We start from the raw sequence: 19,856 nt of genomic DNA on the forward strand, positions 1-19,856 counted from the left end.
TGGCCGGCTGCCGCCTTGAAAGGTTTCGATCAAACGGGAATTCCGCTCATGCCTCTCAGATCGATCATCCCTGCGATCCTGATGTCCTGTGTCATGACAGTGTTGGCTGGAGGTGACGGGCGCGCTGCATCCGGATCCGTCCGCGATATGCTCGCTTCGCGCTTATGCGCGGGTCTTGCCGGGAAGATGGATGGTTCTCCCGCGCCCTTCGTGTTCCGCAGCTTCGAGCCTGCGCCCGGTGGCAAGGCGCTCGATCCGGCGCTTTCGAATACGGGTTTCACCTATGACAATGCGCTGGCATCCATCGCTCTTTTTGCATGTGGGAAAGACGCAGAAGCAACAAGGGTTGCCGATGCGCTGCTGCTGGCCGTGAACCGTGACCGCCGTTACAGTGATGGCCGCCTGCGCAACGCCTATCGCTCCGGCCCGGTCGTCAGCAAAACGGAGGTTATGCTCCTGCCCGGTTTCTGGAATGCCGCCAGCAATGCCTGGGTCGAAGACGGCTATCAGGTCGGCAGTGCGACAGGCAATCTCGCCTGGGCGGCCCTTGCCCTGCTTACCGCCTCTGAGCGCTCCGACAATCCAGCCTATTTGCAGGCCGCGGCAAAAATCATGCGCTGGATCGATGCATATACCAAGAGTGACAGCGACATCGGTTACACGGGCGGCACATTCGGCCACGAACCGTCTCCGGTGAAACTCGACTGGAAATCGACGGAGCACAATCTTGACGTTTACGCCGTTGCCAGTTGGCTCACCGAGAGTGGGGACGATAAAACCTGGCGGACGATGCAGGACAGGGCAGGCAAGTTCCTCGACGCCATGTGGAATGAGCAGCAGGGTCGTTTTTATGTTGGTAGCCTGCCCGGCAGCGATCGGCCCAATTTAACCCAGTCGGGAATAGATTCCGAATTCTGGCCCATCCTCGCCGTTCCGGAATTCCGCGGCCGCGCCGAGCGCGTGCTGGAATGGGTCGACCGGCACTATGCGGTCGGGGAAGGCTTTGATTTCAACGATGACCGGGACGGCATCTGGCTGGAAGGCACGGCGCAGGCAGCGCTTGCGTTTCAGCATGCAGGCCACGCCGGGCGGGCCGAAGCCCTGCTTGCCACCATTGATGCTGAGGTATCGCCCGATGGCCTGGTCTATGCCACTGTCGGGCCGGAGTTGACGACGGGGCTGATGATCGGGCCTGCCTCGACCTCTGCCGATTTCAAATATTTCAGACTGCCGCATGTCGGCGCTACTGCCTGGGCAATCCTGGCGGCGAAAGACTGGAACCCGTTTTTGAGAGAAAGCAGTTGCACGCGTCCCTGTCGGAATTATGCCCGTCCCGGCAGGGGGTAAGGAGGATGTTGTTGTCGTGGGATCGCGAGAAGACCGGATGGCGGCGGGCCTTGCGGTTTAAGATGCCGGGCAGCCTTCAAAATGCTATCCCTTTATCCCGCTTGCTGCGATGCTGGAGATGAAAAGTCTCTGCAGACACAGGTAAAATATTAGCACGGGCAGGGTAATAATGGTGAGATAGGCCATGACTTCACCCCAGGGCGTGTTGAGCTGGAAGAAATACTGCAGCCCCACCATAACCGGCCGGTAAGCCTCGGACTGCGTGACGAGAAGCGGCCATAGATACTGCTGGCTGTACATGACGAGAAACTTCAAGATCGCAGCTGTTGCGATCACCGGCCCGCTGAGCGGCATTACTACCTGTGCGTAGATACGCAGCCAGCTGGCTCCGTCGATACGTGCCGCCTCCAGTAATTCCTTCGGCAGATCCTTGAAATATTGGACGAAGAGAAAAATCGTCAATCCGTCCGCGATCCATGGAATGATCTGCACATGCCAGGAATTGAGCCAACCCCAGGTAAACCCGCCGCTGCCGATCCATGGCAGATTGTTAACCTCCAGCAGCAGCGGCACTGCAATCGTCTCAAACGGAATAATGAGCGTGGCGAGAATGATCGAGAAGAGAACGTCCTTGCCGCGCCAGTTCAAAAACGTAAAAGCGAAGGCGGCAAGCGAGCCGAGCAGCAGGGCGAGAAATACGGTGACGCCAGTCACCATAACGGAATTGAATATGAAGGTTGCAATCGGCGCCCGGGCGAAAGCCGCAGTATAGTTTTCGAGCGAAAGATCTCCGACCGGCAGGAAGGCTCGTATCGAAGTCGCATCGCTCAACAGCTGGTCGTTCGGTTTTAGCGATGAGAACCCCATGAACAACAGGGGCAGGATGAAGATCCCCGCGAAGGCGAGCATGAGCGCGTAATTGCCGATGAGAAAAACGGGACTTTTGCGGCGTCCGGCCTGCATCATTGCTTCTCCCTTGTCAGGTAGCGCTGGGTCAGCGAAATGCACAGGACAAGCAGGAAAAGGACGACAGAAATTGCGGAGCCCGCGGCTATGTCCTGCTGGCGGTATCCTCGCTCAACCGCCTGATAGACGATGCTCTGCGTAGAGTCGCGAGGCCCGCCTTTGGTCATCACATCGATCTGCGCAAAAAGCGCAAAAGCCTGCATGGTGATGACGATGATAACGAGCACCGCCGTGTTGCGCAGCAGCGGCCAGGTTATCATGCAGAACTTCTGCCAGCGGCTCGCGCCTTCAATGTCCGCTGCCTCGTAGAGATCGGGCGAGATAGTCTGCAGGCCGGAAAGCCAGATGACCATATGGAAACCGACGCCCTGCCAGACTGACATCACCAGAATGGCCCATAAGGCGGTATCGGTTCTGCCCAGCCAGTCGACAGGCTGGAAGAGCCCAAAACTCATATAGCTCAGAAGGCTGTTCAATAGCCCATTATCGGCGGCATAAATAAACCGCCAGAGAAGCGCCACCACGACCACCGACAAGACCACCGGCATGAAATAGATCGCACGGAAAATCGTGACGCCGGGGATTTTCTGGTTCACCAACAGGGCAAGAAACAGCGCTAGCGCCGCCTGAACCGGCGCGACCACGACCACGAAGGAAAGGGTGTTTACGACGGCGGTCAGAAATACGACGTCGCGTGCTAGAATGACGATCCGGTTCTCGCCCCAGCTGAAGTTCTTATATTCCCGCATTCCGTCCAGATGAGGATAGTCGGAGTTGTTGCGGGTGAAATTACGAATTCTCGGATAGGAGATGGAGCCATCCGCATCCCGGCTGATGCTTCCATCGGCCTGCCTTTCCGGCTTGAGCGTCAGCACGCCGACGCCCAGCAGCCGGCTGTAGTTTTCAAAGCCGACGAACTCCGTCGGGTTGGGAGATGTGAGCCGCTGGTTGGTGAAGGAAAAACCCAGCCCCAGCAGAAATGGTGTGATCAGGAAGAGCCCGATCAGCACCACCGCCGGTGCGGCCATGAACCAGCCCGTGAAGCTGTCCCGGGCCGGTTTTCCCTGTGAAGAAAAGAGCGCCATCGATCACGCCCCTATTTGGGTTGGTAACCGGAATTGCGTTCCAGATTGTTGTTTATCTCGTCCGTTGCATTATCGAGGGTGTCGGCCACATCCGCACCGTTGGCAATGTCGGAAAGAGCCTTGGAGAAGACCGGCGAGATGAAGGCGTAGGCCGGAGTGACAGGACGCAACGTACCCTGGCGTCTGGATATTTCGAAGAAAACTTCGAGCGGGCCGCCCTTCTTGTAATTCTTCGTCATCTGGGCTGCCGAGGGCGTGGCCGGGATAAGACCGATCGCATCCGAGAACTGCGCGAGATATTTGTCCTGGATGGCGAATTCGATGAAGGCGGAAGCGCCTTCGGGATGCTTGCTGGTGGCCGAAACACCAAACTGCCATGACCCCGCGCCGATTTTCGGACCCTGCCCGAAATCAGGCGCAGGCAGGAAAAGCAGATCGTCTCCGTATTTTTCCAGAGCCTTCACCGCAACCCAGTTGCCCATCCATTGCAAGGCGTGGCGACCTTCCAGAAATCCGGTTTCGTGGTCGGCGGGTGATTGCGATGTCCCGGGGGCAAGCTTCCTGGCGAACAGGGATTGCCACCACTCCCCGAACTTGACGGCATTGTCTCCATTGAGGAAGTCCTCGGCGGTTCGATAATTCTCCTTGTCGATCAGGCTGCCGCCGAAACTTTCCAGAAAGGGACTGAAGGCATAGCTGTACCATTCGGTTTTATCGGCCATGCCGAGATCGATGGCATATTCGAACTTGCCGCTGGCAGCGAGCTTCTCAAGGGCTGCGTTGAATTCCTCGCCGGTCCACGGCTGTTCAAGAGTTGGAATGCGGATACCGTTTTCATCGAGCACCGATTTGCGGGCGAAAACCGCCACGGCAGCGTCCCACAGACCGACCGAATAGAGCTTGTCTCCCCACCGGCCCACGGCGCCGGGCAGGAAATTCGCAAGCTTTGCCTCGTCGATCTTCAGTGGTTGCAAATATCCGGACCACGCCCAGTTGGGCATGTTCGGACCGTCGACATCCAAAATGTCCGGCAGCTTGTTGGAAAGCGCAGCAGCGGTGACGGATTCATTATATGCATTCTGGGGGAATTCCTGAAGCGAGACCCGCCAGTCCGACTGGGACGAGTTGAAGTCCTCGATGATACCGGCCAGAATCTTGCGTTCTTCAACATTGCCTGCGCCGTGATACCACATCGTCAGGTCGGTCTGGGCCAGTGCGGCGGTGGAAAAAAGCATCGACAGGGCAGTTGCTGCCCCCGCAAAAATGGCTCTGCTGGTCATAGATGGTCCTCCTCCTCACGAAGGGTAACTTCAACATCTACAGATTGTTCCGCAGAAATTTGCGTCCAGACGCTATGCGGAGAACCGCGTTTTAAAAAATGCAGACAGGATCGCGGATTTGCCCCGCCCGAACCGCACCAGCAGCCAGGCGTTCAGATCCCGCCATTTGACGGCTCTGTCGCCGGTGCTTTGTTGCTGAAGGAGAGAGCCTCTTTCACCGCCAGTTCTGCCATGGCCAACGCGGCGTCGCGGGTCTTTGCAGCTGCGACAAACCGGCCGTTATGGCAGAAGCTCGCGCCTTCCACGCCACAAACCGCTTCCAGATCCTTGTCAGTCAGGCCTGCCCAGGCCGCCGGCAGATCCGCCCGCAACGCGAAGCCCTCGTCGGCGCGCCGGATACCGGTCAGGCACCAGTCGTTGTTACGCGGATGAACGACGAAGAGCAGACGATCGGCGCCTGCCTTCACGATGGCGGGCCGGAACGGCATTCCCATCGGCAACTCGAGAATATGCCCTTCGCCAGCATCCACGATAGCCTGCTTTACTAGCGCTTCGGCGCGCAACTTTGCGGCACTGTTGGTTATTTTTGCCTCAACGAAGCTGCGGGCAATGCCCAGCGCCGCGTGGAAATTGCGATTGTCCGCTTCGGGATCGGTGTCATCAAAAACGGGTTTCAGAGTTTCGAGCAGGACGGGCAGGGTCAGCCCGGCGAGCGGTCCGGCTGTCGAGGGGCTGAGCGCCCCATTGTCAACCAGGTCAACAGGCAACACAAAACCGGCATCGAAAGAAGCGTGAATGGTTTCGATGTGGTGTTCTGGAACACCGAAGGCAGCAAGATAATCGCGGCCGAAATGCTTCCAGATCAGCCCGAACGAACTGTAGGGCTGTCCGTCATCGCGTAACGGCGCGCCGCGCTGGTGGTGGTCGAACATTCCTCTTGCTGCGTCGTAGGCGCCGCCCACGTCGTAGATGATGCGGTCCGCACCGGCAGCGAGCCATTCCGGTGCCCTGCTGCGAATGAGGCGGGCCTGCGGGAACAGCCGTGTCAGCACAACGCTCGACAGAAGTTCATCGGCATGGAAGCCGCCGGAATGGGTGACGAGGAAGTCCGGGTTCATGTCAGGATGTGCCTTGTTGCTTGCGGAAGAGCCGCCGAGAATGGGGCACCTGATACCCTTTGCCGTACATCATCTCAACCCGCCACGACGCTAATTCGGATCAAAATTTCCGCCGGAAAGTGCGGACAGCATGCAGCCAGCGCGACATTGTCCGCGCGTTACGACGACCAGATGCGCCGCGTCTTGATCGTGTTCATGACGAAGCTGGTCTCGATGGTGTCCACGCATTTCAGCTTCGCGATCTTGTCCTTGATGAAACGCTCGTAATCCTCCAGTCCGCCGCACATGACCTTCAGCATGTAGTCCTTCGTGCCCGTGACAAGATGACATTCGAGAACCTCGTCCCACTCAAGAACCGCCGCTTCGAACATCCGGATTTCATCATCGTGCTGGCGGCTGAGGCGAATGGATGCGAGAGCGGTCATGGTCCATCCCTCGATCGCCGGATCGATGATGGCGGAATATCCCTTGATGGCACCCACTTCTTCCAGGCGTCGAAGCCGGCGTAGACATGCGGATGCCGACAGCCCCACGCGCTCGGCGAGTTCGTTATTTGTGATCCGTGCATCGGCGGACAATTCCCGAAGTATCCGCCGGTCGATCGGGTCTGCAATTTTCTGCGACATAAATTACAATTCTCCGCAATATATTGCTTTATGGGGCATATAAACGCTCCAAAATGCAAGGCATTTCGACTTCATTGCGTGTAACCTGCAGGAAGTTCAACGCCAGCTGAGGGATCATCGGAAATGACCGCGCCGCATCCGTCCAAAACCCATATCGGCAACCATGCTCTTCATCCCGAAACCCAGATGCTCAATTACGGGTATGATCCGGAGTTGTCGGAGGGAGCCGTGAAGCCTCCGGTGTTCTTGACATCCACCTTCGTTTTCAAGTCGGCAGAAGATGGTCGCGACTTCTTCGATTATGTCTCCGGGCGCAAGGAGCCGCCGGAGGGCAGAGGCGCCGGTCTCGTTTATTCGCGTTTCAACCATCCAAACAGCGAGATCGTCGAGGATCGTCTTGCAGTTTATGAACGGACGGAGAGCTGTGCGCTCTTCTCCTCGGGCATGTCCGCGATTTCGACGACGCTTTTCGCCTTCGTGCGGCCCGGCGATACGGTGCTCCATTCCCAGCCCCTTTACGGCGGCACGGAAACGCTTCTCGCGAAGACCTTTCATAATTTCGGCGTGTCCGCAGTGGGTTTCGCCGATGGTGTCAGCGAAACCTCGGTCATGGCGGCGGCAGAGGAGGCGATGGCGAAAGGCAGGGTGTCCGTTATCCTGATCGAGACTCCCGCCAATCCAACGAACAGCATTGTCGACATCGCCATGATAGGCCGGGTCGCGGAGGTGATTGGCAAAAGGCAGGGGCACAGGCCGATCATCGCCTGCGATAACACGCTTCTTGGTCCTGTGTTCCAGCGGCCCATAGAACATGGCGCCGATATTTCGCTCTATTCGCTGACAAAATATGTTGGCGGGCATTCCGATCTTATCGCCGGGGCGGCGCTGGGGCGCAAGGATGTGATGAAGCAGGTGAAGGCCCTACGTGGGGCGATCGGCACGCAGCTCGATCCGCACTCGTGCTGGATGCTCGGACGTTCCCTGGAGACGCTGCAAATCAGGATGGAACGGGCGGACAGCAACGCCAGGCTTGTGGCTGAATTCCTGAATGCCCATCCCAAGGTCGAAAAAATCCACTACCTGCCATTCAGCGATCCGGCATCCGCGGTTGGCAAGGTGTTTGCCGCCCAATGTTCGGGGGCAGGATCCACTTTCTCGTTCGACATTGTCGGCGGGCAGGCCGCATCTTTCAAATTTCTCAATGCGCTCAACATATTCAAACTTGCGGTAAGCCTTGGCGGCACGGAGTCCCTTGCTTCTCATCCCGCAACGATGACGCATTCAGGCGTTCCTGCCGATGTCCGTCAGCGTATCGGTGTGCTTGATTCCACGATCCGGCTGTCAATCGGCATCGAACACCCCGACGACCTTATCGCCGACCTGACCCTTTCACTGGATCAGGTCTGACGCTTCACGTGCCAACCAAGAGGTTGTCCTGTGCAGGCGGATCGATATATCTGGGGGTAGTATAGTCACGTGAACCTTCAGGCATATGGAAACTTCGCTTTATCTGCCCGTCAAAGATTTCCTCGAAGAGGCGGGTTATACCGTCAAGGGCGAAGTGGGTGGCTGTGATCTTGTTGGCTTGAGCGATAACGATCCCCCCGTCGTCGTCATCTGCGAGCTAAAGCTGAGCTTCAATCTGGAGCTCATTTTGCAGGCTGTCGATCGCGCGGCTATCGCAGATGAGGTGTGGATCGCCGCCCGGGTCTCTGCAAGGGGTAAGGGCCGCGAGGCTGACAGGCGTTACCGCGATCTTTGCCGCAGGCTCGGGATCGGTATGCTGGGAATCTCCGATGCCGGTGACGTCAGCATCATCGTCGGCGCCGTTTCGCCGATGCCGCGAACCAATCCGAAACGGCGGTCGCGGCTCATGCGGGAACACCAGAGGCGGCGGGGCGATCCCACGGCGGGTGGGAGCACGCGCATGCCAATAATGACAGCGTATCGCCAGCAGGCGCTTGGCTGCGCCGTGGCGCTGGCGTCGGGTCCGATGCGCGTGCGTGAGGTCAGGTCCAATATACCCGATGCCGGGAAGATACTGCTTTCGAATGTTTATGGCTGGTTCGTACGACTCGACCGGGGAGTCTACGGTCTGACTGAGGCCGGACACGAAGCCCTGCAGCGGTGGCCACAGCAGGACGTGCCGGCAAAGGCTGTCGACGGGATTGTGCGAGGCACGATCGGCTTCGAAGAAACCTGACGGCGAAAAACCTTTCCAAGACTTCAGGAGATCAGGATTGCGGGGTCAGGGGCCCTCCCGGACATCCCCGACCCATCAGGTGACTACTGTGTCTTCCAGGTCTCCAGCAGCAGCCGGACGAATTTTTCCGCGGCGGGCGAAAGGGCACTGCTTCGCCTTTGTACAATGCCAATCGTACGGGAGACGACGGGATTGACGATCGGCCTGGTGATGAGAAATGGATGTTCGTCCTGCGGCGTGGCCAGCCGCGGCAGAACGGAAATGCCCAGTCCGGCTTCGACGAGCCCGAGCGACGTATTGAGATGAGTCACCTCATAAAACCAGTTCAGCTTTAGGTTGTGTCTCGCAAGCGCGCCGTCTAGAAGGGTCCTGTTGCCGCTCGAACGGTCCACGACGACGAGCGGATAAGCTTCCAGCTGATTCCATTCAATCGTTTCGAAATTTGCCAACGGGTGATCTTTCCTCATCGCCAGCACGAACGGGTCATCGATGAGCGGTTCGAATGACAGTTCGGGATCGGAATTGCCCATCAGGTTGATGCCGAATTCCACCTCGCCTCTCGCAACCGCCTGCAGCCCCTCATTTGCCGTCAGATCCCTGATGCGCAGCCTGATGTTTGGATATTGCTGACTGAAGGTCTTGATAACCGTGGGAAGAAAGTAGAAAGCGGCGGTGGGAACGCAGGCCATCGTGATGAGGCCGCGCCGTTGCGCGCCATCTTTCATGGCGAACAGCGACCCATCGAATTCTTCCAGCATACGCCGGACAAGCGGCATCACCTCCTGGCCCATGGCGGTGGGAGCGACATGTCGAGTCGTTCTCTCCAGAAGCGGCGCGCCGATGGCCTGCTCTAGCTTCTGGATGCGGCGGGTGAGCGCCGGCTGGGAGATATGCAGCGCCTCCGCTGCCCTGTGAAAGCTCTCAAGCTCAACTACGGATTGAAATGCGCGCAAATCCAGTATTTCGCAATTGATGCTCATTTCGCAATAAACCTCCAAAACATTGCATTTAACAGATTAGACTCTTTTGCCCATATTGCAACAACGCGGCGCATTGATCCGCAAAATGCAAGATTGAGGCTAATCATGAACGATCTGATGAAGATACCCTGTGTGCTGATGCGCGGCGGAACGTCTCGCGGACCGTTCTTTCTGGCTTCCGATTTGCCCCGAGATCCGGCGGCAAGGGATGCGGCTCTGCTGTCCATCATGGGCTCAGGCCATCCGCTGCAGATCGACGGTATCGGCGGGGGCAATCCGGTTACGTCGAAGGTGGCGATCATCGGACCTTCCACGGTCGCCGGCGCCGATATTGATTATCTGTTCGCACAGGTGCGCACCGACAGGCAGCATGTCGATTATTCCCCCAATTGCGGGAATATGCTGGCCGCCGTCGGTCCCTTCGCGATTGAGGCGGGGCTCGTGCCGGCGCAGGGTAACGATACGCTTGTCAGGATTCACAACGTGAATACCGGCAAACTGATCGAGGCGAAGGTGCCGACGCGGGGCCGCGAGGTAATTTATCTTGGTGACGCATCGATCGACGGTGTTCCGGGTCTTGCAGCACCCATCGCATTGACATTCATGGATGCAGCCGGCGCGAAAACCGGCAGGCTGCTGCCGACCGGAAAACCCGTCGATGTGATCGACGGGGTGGATGTAACGGCGATAGATTGCGCCATTCCGATGGTTCTCATGCGGGCAGCCGATCTCGGCGTCGCCGGCTACGAAGATCCGCAATCGCTCTCCGCCAATCGAGACCTGATTGAACGGATGACCCGCGTACGCATCGAGGCTGGAAAGATGATGGGGATGGGAGACGTTCGGGATATGGTCATTCCAAAGCCGGTGCTCATTGCGCCGGCGCGGCGGGGTGGAACGTTTTCGGTCAGGTATTTCATGCCGAACGAGTGCCATCCTGCCCTCGCGACAACCGGCGCTGTCGGCATCGCGACGGCGGCCGTAACGGAAGGCACCGTCGCCTATAGTGCGGCAGGAGGGCTTTCCGTGCCGACCCAGATCCGCATCGAACATCCCGCAGGCCGTCTGGATGTACAGCTGGAAATGCGAAACGGAGCCATAACAGCCGGACTTGTAAGGACGGCGCGCAGGCTGTTCGAAGGCTTTGCCTTCGCCAAGCCGATGGCTGCGATTGAAGACGCAGCATAGACAAGGCCATAGTGGCTAAAATATCGCGAAACGGGAGGAGACCCTCATGCGTAAATACCTGCTTGCAACGGCTGCGCTCTGTGCGCTGGCGGCAACCGCCAATGCCGAATCTGTCAGAATGAGCGTCGGCTCATACAACCTCAACAACCTGCCTTTCCCCGTTGCGGCCAGCCTCGGCTTTTATAAGGAAGAGGGGCTTGATGTAACGACCGAGAACTTTGCCCAGGGAGGCTCGAAGGTGCTACAGGCGCTCGTCGCCGGTTCCACGGACGTCGCCGTCGGTTTTTATGACCACACCATTCAGATGCAGTCCCAGAACAAGCACGTCGTGGGCTTCGTTCAGCTCGCCCGCAACTCCGGTCTGGTTCTTGCAGGAAAGAACGATACTGACTTCGATCCCGCAAAGCCTGAGACGATCAAGGGCAAGAAGGTCGGTATCACCTCGCCGGGCTCTTCCTCGGACTTCTTCATTCGCTACTATATGAAGCAGCACAATTTAAGCGACAACGATATCTCCATCATCGGCGTCGGCTCGGGTGCTGCCGCCGTTGCGGCCCTGCAGCAGGGCAAGATCGATCTGCTCGTCAATTATGACCCGGCGGCAACGATTGTCGTCGAACGCGGGCTGGGCAAAATCCTCATTGATGCACGCAGCGATCAGGGCGCAAAGGATGTTTATGGCGGCATCTATCCGACCTCCGTGCTTTATGCGACCCAGGAGTATATCGACGCGAATCCCGAAGTGATCCAGAAGGTCACCAATGCCACGGTACGGGCGCTGCACTGGATGAAGCAGCATTCGGCGGAAGAAATCGTCGAGAAGCTTCCTGACGACTTCGTGTCCGGGGACAAGAAAACCTACATCAAGGCCGTCGAAGCCGCGAAGGCTATCTTCTCCGAAGACGGCAAATTCGAGCCCGGCGATCTCGAAACGCCGCTTGCCGTTCTCAAGACCTTCAACGAGGCAGTGGCAAAGGCGTCGATCGACCTCAACACCACCTATACCAACAAGTTCGTCGAAGCCGCGGCTTCGAAGGCTGCAAACTGAGAGGCCGCCATGTCATCCCCAGTCAGAAAGCTAGAGCCAGTGGCGGACTTCAAACCACAGCCCATGGTCGCGATTGAGAACGTCACCATGGCATTCGGTGCGTTTGTTGCAGTCCAGGACGTTAACCTCAAGGTCGGCGATGGCGAGTTTCTTTCCATTGTCGGGCCCACCGGGTGCGGAAAGTCGACCATCCTCAACGCCATTGCTGGCTTGCTGAAGCCCGCGCAGGGCACGGTTTCCATCGACGGTTCAGCGGTCCAGGGTGTGCAGAACAATATCGGATATCTGTTTCAGCAGGACGCCCTCCTTCCCTGGAAGACCGCATTTCAAAATGTCGAGCTTGGTCTGATGTTCCGGGGCGTTGCCGAGGACGAGCGGCGTGCCAAGGTCATGGCATGGCTTGAAAAAGTCGGCCTCAAGGGTTTTGGCGACCGTTTTCCGCATCAGCTTTCCGGCGGGCAGCGTAAACGCGTACAGATGGCGCAGGCGCTGATTACCGAGCCGAAGGTCATCCTGATGGACGAGCCCTTCTCGGCACTCGATATCCACACCCGCCATCTCATGCAGAACGAATTGCTGCGCCTGTGGCAGGAGGATCGCCGGGCGGTGGTCATGATTACCCATGATCTGGAGGAGGCTATTGCGCTCGGAGATCGGGTCGTCGTTCTGGCTGCGGGTCCGAAGAGCCGTGTCATCGAGAGCTTTCCCGTCGATCTCGAACGACCCCGCAACGTCGCTGAAATCAAACTCGATCCGAAATTCATGACGCTCTATCGCGATATCTGGGCGTCCCTGCGCGGCGAAGTGGAGAAAAGCTATGCAAGCCGTTAATGTTCGTATCATCCAGGTCGTTCTCCTGGTCGTGCTTCTTGGCGGATGGCAACTCGGTGTGTCCTCCGGCGCCATTGATCGCTTCTTCTTTCCCGCACCCTACGATATCGTCAGGCAGGTGATCGACTGGGTAGCGGATGCCGGCTTCTACAAGCATGTCGGCATTACCCTCAGCGAAACCGTGCTCGGTTATCTCATCGGCACCGGTCTCGGGGTAGGCGCTGGCGTCTGGCTGGGCCTCAGCCCCTTTGTCGCCCGCGTGCTCGATCCGTTCATCAAGGCGGTAAACGCCATTCCCCGCGTCGTCCTGGCTCCGATATTCGTTCTCTGGCTTGGCCTCGGTCTGTGGTCGAAAGTTGCCCTTGCGGTTACGCTCGTCTTTTTCGTCACCTTTTTCAACGCCATGCAGGGCGTGCGCGAAGTAAATCCGGTCGTGCTGTCAAATACCCGCATCCTCGGGGCGCGGCGCACGGATCTGCTGCGTCATGTCTATTTTCCCGCTGCGGCGAGCTGGATTTTGTCGTCGCTGCGCACCTCCGTCGGCTTTGCGGTGGTTGGCGCGATCATCGGAGAGTATCTTGGGGCTTCTGCAGGCCTCGGCTACCTCATTGCCCGGTCGGAAGGCAATTTCGATGCGGTCGGCGTTTTCGCAGGCATCATCATCCTTGCGGTCTTCGTCCTCATCATCGACCTCATTCTCGATGTCGCAGAGAAAAGGCTGATCACGTGGAGGCCCAACGCAGGTGAAGAGCGGCCTGCATGAGGTCGGGGTAGCTGAAATACAGCGGGGCAGCCATTTGGCTGCCCCTTTTTTTTGAACCGTCGCGGCGACATGGGCCATGGCCTTTCCATATTACACGGCAGAGCTTCGAGTTCCGGGGCTGGACGATAGGGGATCGTTAAACCGAAGATGATCGGCGTCCCGCTTCGCTGCGGTTCACCGGTTTACAAGCCCAGCGCCTGTCTCTTCATCGAAGAGATGCATATCGGACGGGTCAACGTCGAGGCCGATGACCTCGCCGGCCTTGACCGGGCTGCGGCCCTGTATCGCAATCACCAGTTCCGTGGATGTGCCGAGTGTCAGGAAAGTTGCCGAGCCCGTTGTCTCCACAGCGGAGACGGGCAGTGTCAACGCCGCTCCCGTTGCAGTAGCGGGGCTGATATGTTCGGGCCTGATGCCGACGATGAGATGTTTGCCCGGCTGCAGGGGGGCGGGGCTTCTGATCGACTGCAGGGGTTCACCGTCGCCGAACCGCAGCTGGAGCGATGCGCCATCCGGACTCACGGTCGCCGGGATGAAGTTCATGGCTGGGGAGCCGATAAAGCCTGCGACGAAGCGGTTGACGGGATGGTCATAGAGCTCCAGCGGTGTCCCCTGCTGCTCGATTACCCCGTCACGCATCACGACGACATGATCGGCCATGGTCATCGCCTCGATCTGGTCATGGGTGACATAGACCGAGGTGGCATGCAGGCGGTCGTGGAGGGCGCGGATTTCCTTGCGCATGTGAACCCGCAGGGCCGCATCGAGGTTGGAGAGCGGCTCATCGAACAGGAACGCCTGCGGATTACGGATGATCGCCCGGCTCATGGCGACACGCTGGCGCTGCCCGCCAGAGAGTTCTCGGGGATAACGCTTCATGAGCTTGGAAAGCCCCGTCGTGGCGGCAACCTCTTCCGCGGCCTTGCGGGCTTCCGCCTTGGCGACACCACGCATGCGCAGCGAATAGGTGAGGTTTTCCTCGACCGTCATATGCGGGTAGAGCGCATAGGACTGGAATACCATCGCCACATCGCGCTTGCGCGGCGGCACACCGTTCATCAGCGTGCCGGCAATGCGCATGTCACCAGCCGAGATGCTCTCCAGCCCGGCAAGCGAGCGCAGAAGCGTGGACTTGCCGCAGCCGGATGGTCCCACAAGGGCAACAAAGGTGCCCTTCTTGATGGAAAGGTTGATGTTCTTCAGGGCATGGAAAGCGCCGTAATATTTGTTGACGCCTGATAGTTCGATCTGAAGGGTCATTTTAGCGCTCCTGATGTCAGGCCGGATACGATGCGGCGCTGCAAGAGAATGAAGAGGGCGAGAATGGGCGTCACATACATGGTCGCATAGGCCATGATGTTGTTCCATTCGCTGGTGTTGGGCCCCATGAAGGAATTGAGACCGACGCTGGCGGGCTGCAGTTCCGCCGCCTGGATCATCGATTTGGAGTAAACGAACTCACCGAAGGCCTGCATGAAGATGAGAATGGCGCTGACGAGGATGCCGTTTCTGGCAAGCGGCAGCACGATATTGAAAAACGCGCCGACCCTCGAATTACCGTCTACGAGCGCTGCCTCCTCCAGTTCCTGCGGCACGGCCATGAAGGTGGCGCGCACCAGCACAACGAAGAAGGGCATGCTTTTCGCCGCAATGGCGAGGATGACCGACAGGCGTGGATAATCCAGAAGCCCGAATTGCGAGAAACCGACGAAGATCGGCGTGATCATCAATGAAGCTGGAAGGACTTGCAGCATCAGGATGAGGAACAGACCGATATCCACCCAGACATTGCGATAACGGGCCAGCACATAGGCGCAGCCGACGCCGAGGATGGTGATCAAAAACACCGCACTCAAAGCGATCAGCACCGAATTCCACAGGTAACGGCCCATGTTGCGGCTGTTCCAGACATAGGCATAGGTCTGCCATTGTGGTTCACCAGGCCAGAAGGAGGGCGGGTTGGCGAACATCTCCGAGCCGCTTTTGAGCGAGGTCAGATACATCCAGTAGAGCGGGAAGAGGTAGATGATGGCAAGAATGATGGCGATTGCCAGCATCAGGCGGTTACGGTTGTTGATGCTCATCCGCGTACCTCATGCCGTGTGGAGCGCACATAAACAATGGAGGCCAGCATGACGAAAACGATCATGATGACTGAAATCGTCGCGCCTTTGCCGAAGTCATATTGCCGGAAGGACAGATCCCAGGCCCAATATTGCGCCACGTTGGAACTGTTATTGGGTCCGCCATCGGTAATGGCGGCAAATAGATCGAATTGCTGCAAGGTGAAGATCAGCCCGAGCGAGATGATCGCGCCGATGGTGGAGCGCATCATGGGCAGCGTGATGGTGTAGAAGCGCTGCCAGGCGTTGGCGCCATCAAGCTCGGCGGCTTCGTAAAGATCGCCGGGAATGGAGGCGAGGCCGACGGAAAGGAGGATCATGTTGAAGGAGGTGCCGAGCCAGATATTGGCGATCACAACCGCCCAGAGCGAAAAATTCGCATCCGAACGCCAGAAAATATTGCCTGATATCAGTCCGCTTTCGCGCAGGAAGAAGTTCAGAACCCCGAAGTCGCCGGACAAAATCCAGTTCCAGATAGCACCGACAACGAGGCCGGGCATGACCCATGAAACGAGGAACAGGCCCCGCAGCCAGGTGGCGCCGGGGAAATTGACCCAGAAAAACAGAGCCAGACCGAAGCCGATGACAAATTGCCCCGCTATGGAAGCGACGACAAAGGTTACCGTATTCATCAGGATGGGCCAGGTTTCCGGCTGCCGGAACAGATCGACATAGTTCTTGAAACCGACGAACGGGCGCACGAAGGTGCCCAGGCTGAACATGTCGACTTCCTGAAAGCTCATGACGATGTTGTAAAGCAGGGGTAACCCCGCCATCACGAAGAGGAAAGCCAAAGGAAAGGCGACAAGGGCGATATCGAAACCGCGACCATCGCTGATGCTGGAAAGCAGCTTTTTCATAAGAAATCCTCGCAAGCTCCGCTCGGGGCCGCCGCCGCTTATCACGGCAAGCGACCCCACCGGGAGGAACCCTGCGGATGGGGCCGGACATGCCGGCCGCCTCCCTGATCAGCCATCGACGAGCTTGATTTTCTGTGCAGCCTGGTCGAGTGCGTCCTTCGGAGACATCTGTCCCGTCAGCGCGGCCTGAATGGCATCCTGAATGGCCTTCGAGATTTTCGGCCATTCGGGCGAGGGGCCACGCGGCTGTGCATATTTGAGCTGCTCGACGAAGGTCTTGAGCGCTTCATCCTTCAGCGCATTGCCGGTGGGCGGTACGGGAATGTCCGAACGCGCCGGCAATTGGCCAAAATTCTTGAACATGTCCTTGTCCTGCGAGACAAAGAACTCGATCGCCTTGAAGGCCTCTTCAGGATGTTTGGTCTTCGAGAAGATCGCCCAGTTATAGTCCCCCATGGCCGATGAGCGCGGCGCATCGGGCGCCGGAACCGGCAGCAGCGTGACGCCCCAGTCGAACTTCGCGTCCTTCAGCATGCGGTCGATTTCCCATGGGCCCGAAATGACCATGGCGGCGTTGCCGGCGTTGAAGGTCGCGGTAGAATCCCACTGGCTGCGTGTCAGCGTATCGGGCGAAGCCAGTTTTTCGTCCAGCATCAGCTTCCACGTCTCGAGCGCTTTCACGGCTCCCTCGGTGTTGATGTTCTTGTAGGTGGCGCCAGCCATCTGCGCCCAGGGCAGGAACTGGAATGTGCCCTCCTCATTCGCCTTGGCGCTGAAGCTGATGCCATAGACGTTCTTGGAAGGGTTGGTCAGTTTGCGTGCCGCGTCAACCAGCTCATCCCAGGTTTGCGGCGGCTTTGCCGCATCCAGCCCGGCGGCCTTGAACAGATCCTTGTTGTAATAAAGAGCGATCGTGTTGGTCGCCTTCGGGACGCCGAAATATTTTCCATCCCACATTACCGATTTCAGCGGGCCGGGGAAATAATTCTCCGTCTTGATGACATCGGACTTGGCTATCATGTCGGTCACATCGAGGAAGGCTCCGCGTGCGGCGAACATGGCGTGGTTGGGGTTGTCGATGGCGATGATGTCGGGCGCATTGCCGGTCGAATAGGCGCGCATGGATTCGCTCACCACGTCATCGAACTGCAGTTGCCGGTATTCGATCTTGATGCCGTTATTGAGCGCGTTGAACTCCTTGATGAGATTTGGAGCAGGCTGGATATCCCGGTCCAGCGACCACAAGGTCAAAGTCACGTCCTCTGCCTGTGCCGCAATCGCGCCGGCGGACACGCCCGCCAACAGAAACACGCCGGCCATCATGCATTTTGCGATATCCATAATCTCCTCCTCTTGGTTATCGTCTCTGCAATCTCGGGAACCTTCTCCCAAAAGGTTTCCGTTATGTCGGATCGACGACGAAATCGCCGCCTCGGCATTTTTTCAGATAGTTCAGGCCATGCACCTGTCCGGTCATTTCCAGCGCATCGCGATAGACCGGGTCATGCCAGCCTTCGATATCGATCGAGCCGGACCAGCCGGCGAGGCGCAGTTCGGAAATTATGTCGGTCCAGTTGCTGTCGCCGAAACCCGGCGTGCGCATGAAGACGAACTTCTCCTTGCCGAAAATGCCGTGCTCGCGGATGACGTCCCAGCGGATGGTCGCGTCCTTGCCATGCACGTGGAAAATCTTCTTCGCCCATTTGCGGATCTGCGGTAGCGGATCGATCAGATAAACCATCTGGTGGCAGGGTTCCCACTCGATGCCGATATTCTCGTCCGGCGTTTCGTTGAAGATCAGTTCCCAGGCATCGGGATTATGGGCAATGTTCCAGTCGCCCGTCTGCCAGTTGCCGTCCATGGCGCAGTTTTCAAAAGCGATCTTTATGCCCTTGTCGGCGGCACGTTTTGCAAGCTCGCTCCAGATTTGCCTGTATCGGGGAAGGCTCTCCGGCAGCGGCCTGCCGCGCAGCCGGCCGGTGAACCCCGCAACGCAGGTCGCGCCGAAATGGTGGGCATTGTCGATGCAGTCTTTCCAGCCCTGCAATGTCTCAAGGTCGATGTCGGTTTCCTCCAGCGGATTGCCAAACATGCCGAGCGTGCCGATGGTAATGTCGCGCTCACCGATCGCCTCGCGGCAGCGCTTGCCGAGTTCGGCAAGGTCTTGACCGTTGGTCGTCTGCCAGAAGAAGGGCTCGAAGCTTTCAAAGCCGAGATCGGCTATCTGCCCGATACGTTCGGCCGCCTGACCCTTGGTGGCGCTGATCATGGTGCCGATGCGGATGGATGTTGCCGGATTGCTCACGTCTGTCGGTCCTTATGCTGCAATGGAAACGCGCTGGCCAAGGCGCGCGCTTTCGATCGCGCCCATCACCATTGCGAGGCTGTTGATATTGTCGAAGGAGGATGTTTCCGGCATCTCGCCGGTACGCATGGATTCGAGAAATGATAAAATGACGCTGGCGTGGCCGCGCGTGTCCTTGTCTGAAACGACATCGGAAACGTTTACGGTCTTGAAGCCACGCAGAAGACCCTGTTCGTTGCCAGCCACCGAGGCGGAAAAACTTTCTTCGCCATCCCAGAGAATCATGCCTTTGGAGCCGATCAGCCGCCAGCGTCCTTCCCAACTTGTCCGCTCGCCTTCAGCGCACCACGAGCCGCGATAGGTGAAGACGACATCGTTGGAGAACTCGAAAATCGCGTTGGCGCTGGCCCCATGCGCATACCATGAGTCCGCCGGGTTCTTCTCCACACAGAAGACGGAGAGCGGCTTTTCATTGGCGACGAAACGGGCCGCGTCGAAGGTGTGAATTGCCATATCGAGAAGCAGGACGTTTTTCATCTCCTCGCGAAACCCCCCGAAATGCGGCCCCAGGAAGAAATCGCAGTGGATGGCGGTCAGATCACCGATGACGCCGTCCTCCAACGCACGGCGTAGACGTCTGATGCCGGACACGAACCGACGGTTTTGCACCACGGCGTGAATTCTGCCGGCTTTTTTCGCCAGTTCCACCAGCGTCGCGGCTTCCTCCATCGAGGCTGCAAGCGGCTTTTCGCTCAGCACATGGCATCCAGCTGCGAGACCGGCTTCGACTACGGCAAAACGCGCCTGCGGGATGACGATGTCAAAAAGAATGTCGGCTTTCGTTTCGGTGAGAACCGCGCGAAGATCGGTGCCGATGACCGCGCCGGTGAGGGCGAATTCCTCGGCAAGCGCGCGGGCCGTGCCCTCGTTCAGGTCCACCAGACCTGCGATCCTGATTTCGCCGGCGATTTCCGGCGAGGACTGGATGGCGCGCAGCCAGCCTTTGGCCATAGCTCCGCACCCGCATAAAACGGCATTAAAAGTCATCTCATCTCCCCAGACTCTTTCGCAAACTCCTCTTTGCGCAGAGCGTCGTAAACGTTTACGAGACTATGCCGATGATGTTAGATATG

The 19,856-nt window shown here is 58.2% G+C and carries 19 protein-coding genes; 7 read left to right on the top strand and 12 right to left on the bottom strand.

Features of this window, described 5'->3' with window-relative positions; all coding sequences use genetic code 11:
• The first annotated feature begins 48 nt into the window (after positions 1 to 48).
• Entirely contained in the window at positions 49 to 1,347 is a 1,299-nt protein-coding gene (locus BLU28_RS09620; protein ID WP_022563102.1) for a hypothetical protein, read from the top strand.
• 84 nt (positions 1,348 to 1,431) lie between these two features.
• Here BLU28_RS09620 and BLU28_RS09625 read toward each other — a convergent pair whose 3' ends face one another.
• The 5 genes from BLU28_RS09625 to BLU28_RS09645 form a co-directional block, all read right to left on the bottom strand.
• Positions 1,432 to 2,313, bottom strand: coding sequence for a carbohydrate ABC transporter permease (locus BLU28_RS09625; RefSeq protein ID WP_077985815.1), 882 nt, complete (start codon positions 2,311 to 2,313; stop codon positions 1,432 to 1,434).
• On the bottom strand, positions 2,310 to 3,398 hold the full coding sequence (locus BLU28_RS09630; protein ID WP_004445905.1) for a carbohydrate ABC transporter permease: 1,089 nt from the start codon (positions 3,396 to 3,398) through the stop codon (positions 2,310 to 2,312). Before BLU28_RS09630 ends, BLU28_RS09625 begins: the two co-directional genes overlap by 4 nt.
• 11 nt (positions 3,399 to 3,409) lie before the next feature.
• The gene (locus BLU28_RS09635) at positions 3,410 to 4,678 is read right to left on the bottom strand and encodes a sugar ABC transporter substrate-binding protein (protein WP_022563100.1); all 1,269 of its coding nucleotides are present in this window, start codon (positions 4,676 to 4,678) and stop codon (positions 3,410 to 3,412) included.
• Positions 4,679 to 4,830: 152 nt separating this feature from the next.
• Positions 4,831 to 5,796: an MYG1 family protein gene (locus BLU28_RS09640; RefSeq protein ID WP_077985814.1), complete on the bottom strand. Its 966-nt coding sequence runs from the start codon at positions 5,794 to 5,796 to the stop codon at positions 4,831 to 4,833.
• A 158-nt stretch (positions 5,797 to 5,954) separates the two neighbouring features.
• Complete coding sequence (locus BLU28_RS09645) at positions 5,955 to 6,422, bottom strand: Lrp/AsnC family transcriptional regulator (protein WP_004445897.1); 468 nt, start codon at positions 6,420 to 6,422, stop codon at positions 5,955 to 5,957.
• Between the two features lie 123 nt (positions 6,423 to 6,545).
• Between BLU28_RS09645 and BLU28_RS09650 the strand changes: the two genes are divergently transcribed.
• On the top strand, positions 6,546 to 7,829 hold the full coding sequence (locus tag BLU28_RS09650; protein ID WP_004445895.1) for a cystathionine gamma-synthase family protein: 1,284 nt from the start codon (positions 6,546 to 6,548) through the stop codon (positions 7,827 to 7,829).
• Between the two features lie 85 nt (positions 7,830 to 7,914).
• On the top strand, positions 7,915 to 8,625 hold the full coding sequence (locus tag BLU28_RS09655; RefSeq protein ID WP_077985813.1) for a DUF2161 domain-containing phosphodiesterase: 711 nt from the start codon (positions 7,915 to 7,917) through the stop codon (positions 8,623 to 8,625).
• An 83-nt stretch (positions 8,626 to 8,708) separates the two neighbouring features.
• On the opposite strand, the gene BLU28_RS09660 is transcribed toward BLU28_RS09655, so the two are convergent.
• Complete coding sequence (locus BLU28_RS09660) at positions 8,709 to 9,605, bottom strand: LysR family transcriptional regulator (RefSeq protein WP_004445891.1); 897 nt, start codon at positions 9,603 to 9,605, stop codon at positions 8,709 to 8,711.
• 105 nt (positions 9,606 to 9,710) lie between these two features.
• On the opposite strand from BLU28_RS09660, the gene BLU28_RS09665 reads away from it, so the two are divergent.
• The 4 genes from BLU28_RS09665 to BLU28_RS09680 are packed head-to-tail and all read left to right on the top strand — an operon-like array spanning position 9,711 to position 13,435.
• Entirely contained in the window at positions 9,711 to 10,793 is a 1,083-nt protein-coding gene (locus tag BLU28_RS09665; protein ID WP_175477678.1) for a 4-oxalomesaconate tautomerase, read from the top strand.
• A gap of 46 nt (positions 10,794 to 10,839) precedes the next feature.
• Positions 10,840 to 11,841, top strand: a complete 1,002-nt coding sequence (locus BLU28_RS09670; RefSeq protein WP_022563095.1) for an ABC transporter substrate-binding protein — start codon at positions 10,840 to 10,842, stop codon at positions 11,839 to 11,841.
• 9 nt (positions 11,842 to 11,850) lie between these two features.
• The gene (locus BLU28_RS09675) at positions 11,851 to 12,672 is read left to right on the top strand and encodes an ABC transporter ATP-binding protein (protein ID WP_077985811.1); all 822 of its coding nucleotides are present in this window, start codon (positions 11,851 to 11,853) and stop codon (positions 12,670 to 12,672) included.
• Positions 12,659 to 13,435 carry an ABC transporter permease gene (locus BLU28_RS09680; RefSeq protein ID WP_004445883.1) on the top strand — a complete coding sequence of 259 codons (777 nt, stop codon included), beginning with the start codon at positions 12,659 to 12,661 and terminating at the stop codon, positions 13,433 to 13,435. The genes BLU28_RS09675 and BLU28_RS09680 overlap by 14 nt, the downstream gene beginning before the upstream one ends.
• Before the next feature lie 174 nt (positions 13,436 to 13,609).
• On the opposite strand, the gene BLU28_RS09685 is transcribed toward BLU28_RS09680, so the two are convergent.
• The 6 genes from BLU28_RS09685 to BLU28_RS09710 all read right to left on the bottom strand — a co-directional run bounded on the left by BLU28_RS09685 (position 13,610) and on the right by BLU28_RS09710 (position 19,770).
• The gene (locus tag BLU28_RS09685; protein ID WP_004445881.1) at positions 13,610 to 14,695 is read right to left on the bottom strand and encodes an ABC transporter ATP-binding protein; all 1,086 of its coding nucleotides are present in this window, start codon (positions 14,693 to 14,695) and stop codon (positions 13,610 to 13,612) included.
• Positions 14,692 to 15,519, bottom strand: coding sequence for a carbohydrate ABC transporter permease (locus BLU28_RS09690; RefSeq protein ID WP_077985810.1), 828 nt, complete (start codon positions 15,517 to 15,519; stop codon positions 14,692 to 14,694). The genes BLU28_RS09685 and BLU28_RS09690 overlap by 4 nt, the downstream gene beginning before the upstream one ends.
• Positions 15,516 to 16,418 carry a carbohydrate ABC transporter permease gene (locus tag BLU28_RS09695; RefSeq protein WP_006697215.1) on the bottom strand — a complete coding sequence of 301 codons (903 nt, stop codon included), beginning with the start codon at positions 16,416 to 16,418 and terminating at the stop codon, positions 15,516 to 15,518. Before BLU28_RS09695 ends, BLU28_RS09690 begins: the two co-directional genes overlap by 4 nt.
• A 108-nt stretch (positions 16,419 to 16,526) precedes the next feature.
• On the bottom strand, positions 16,527 to 17,759 hold the full coding sequence (locus BLU28_RS09700) for an ABC transporter substrate-binding protein (RefSeq protein WP_034497354.1): 1,233 nt from the start codon (positions 17,757 to 17,759) through the stop codon (positions 16,527 to 16,529).
• Between the two features lie 61 nt (positions 17,760 to 17,820).
• Positions 17,821 to 18,723, bottom strand: coding sequence for a sugar phosphate isomerase/epimerase family protein (locus tag BLU28_RS09705; protein WP_077985809.1), 903 nt, complete (start codon positions 18,721 to 18,723; stop codon positions 17,821 to 17,823).
• Positions 18,724 to 18,735: 12 nt separating this feature from the next.
• A complete protein-coding gene (locus BLU28_RS09710) occupies positions 18,736 to 19,770 on the bottom strand; it encodes a Gfo/Idh/MocA family protein (RefSeq protein ID WP_077985808.1) in 1,035 nt (344 codons plus the stop codon).
• Positions 19,771 to 19,856 lie beyond the last annotated feature (86 nt).

It is taken from the genome of Agrobacterium pusense, from assembly GCF_900102105.1.
GTDB lineage: Bacteria > Pseudomonadota > Alphaproteobacteria > Rhizobiales > Rhizobiaceae > Agrobacterium > Agrobacterium pusense.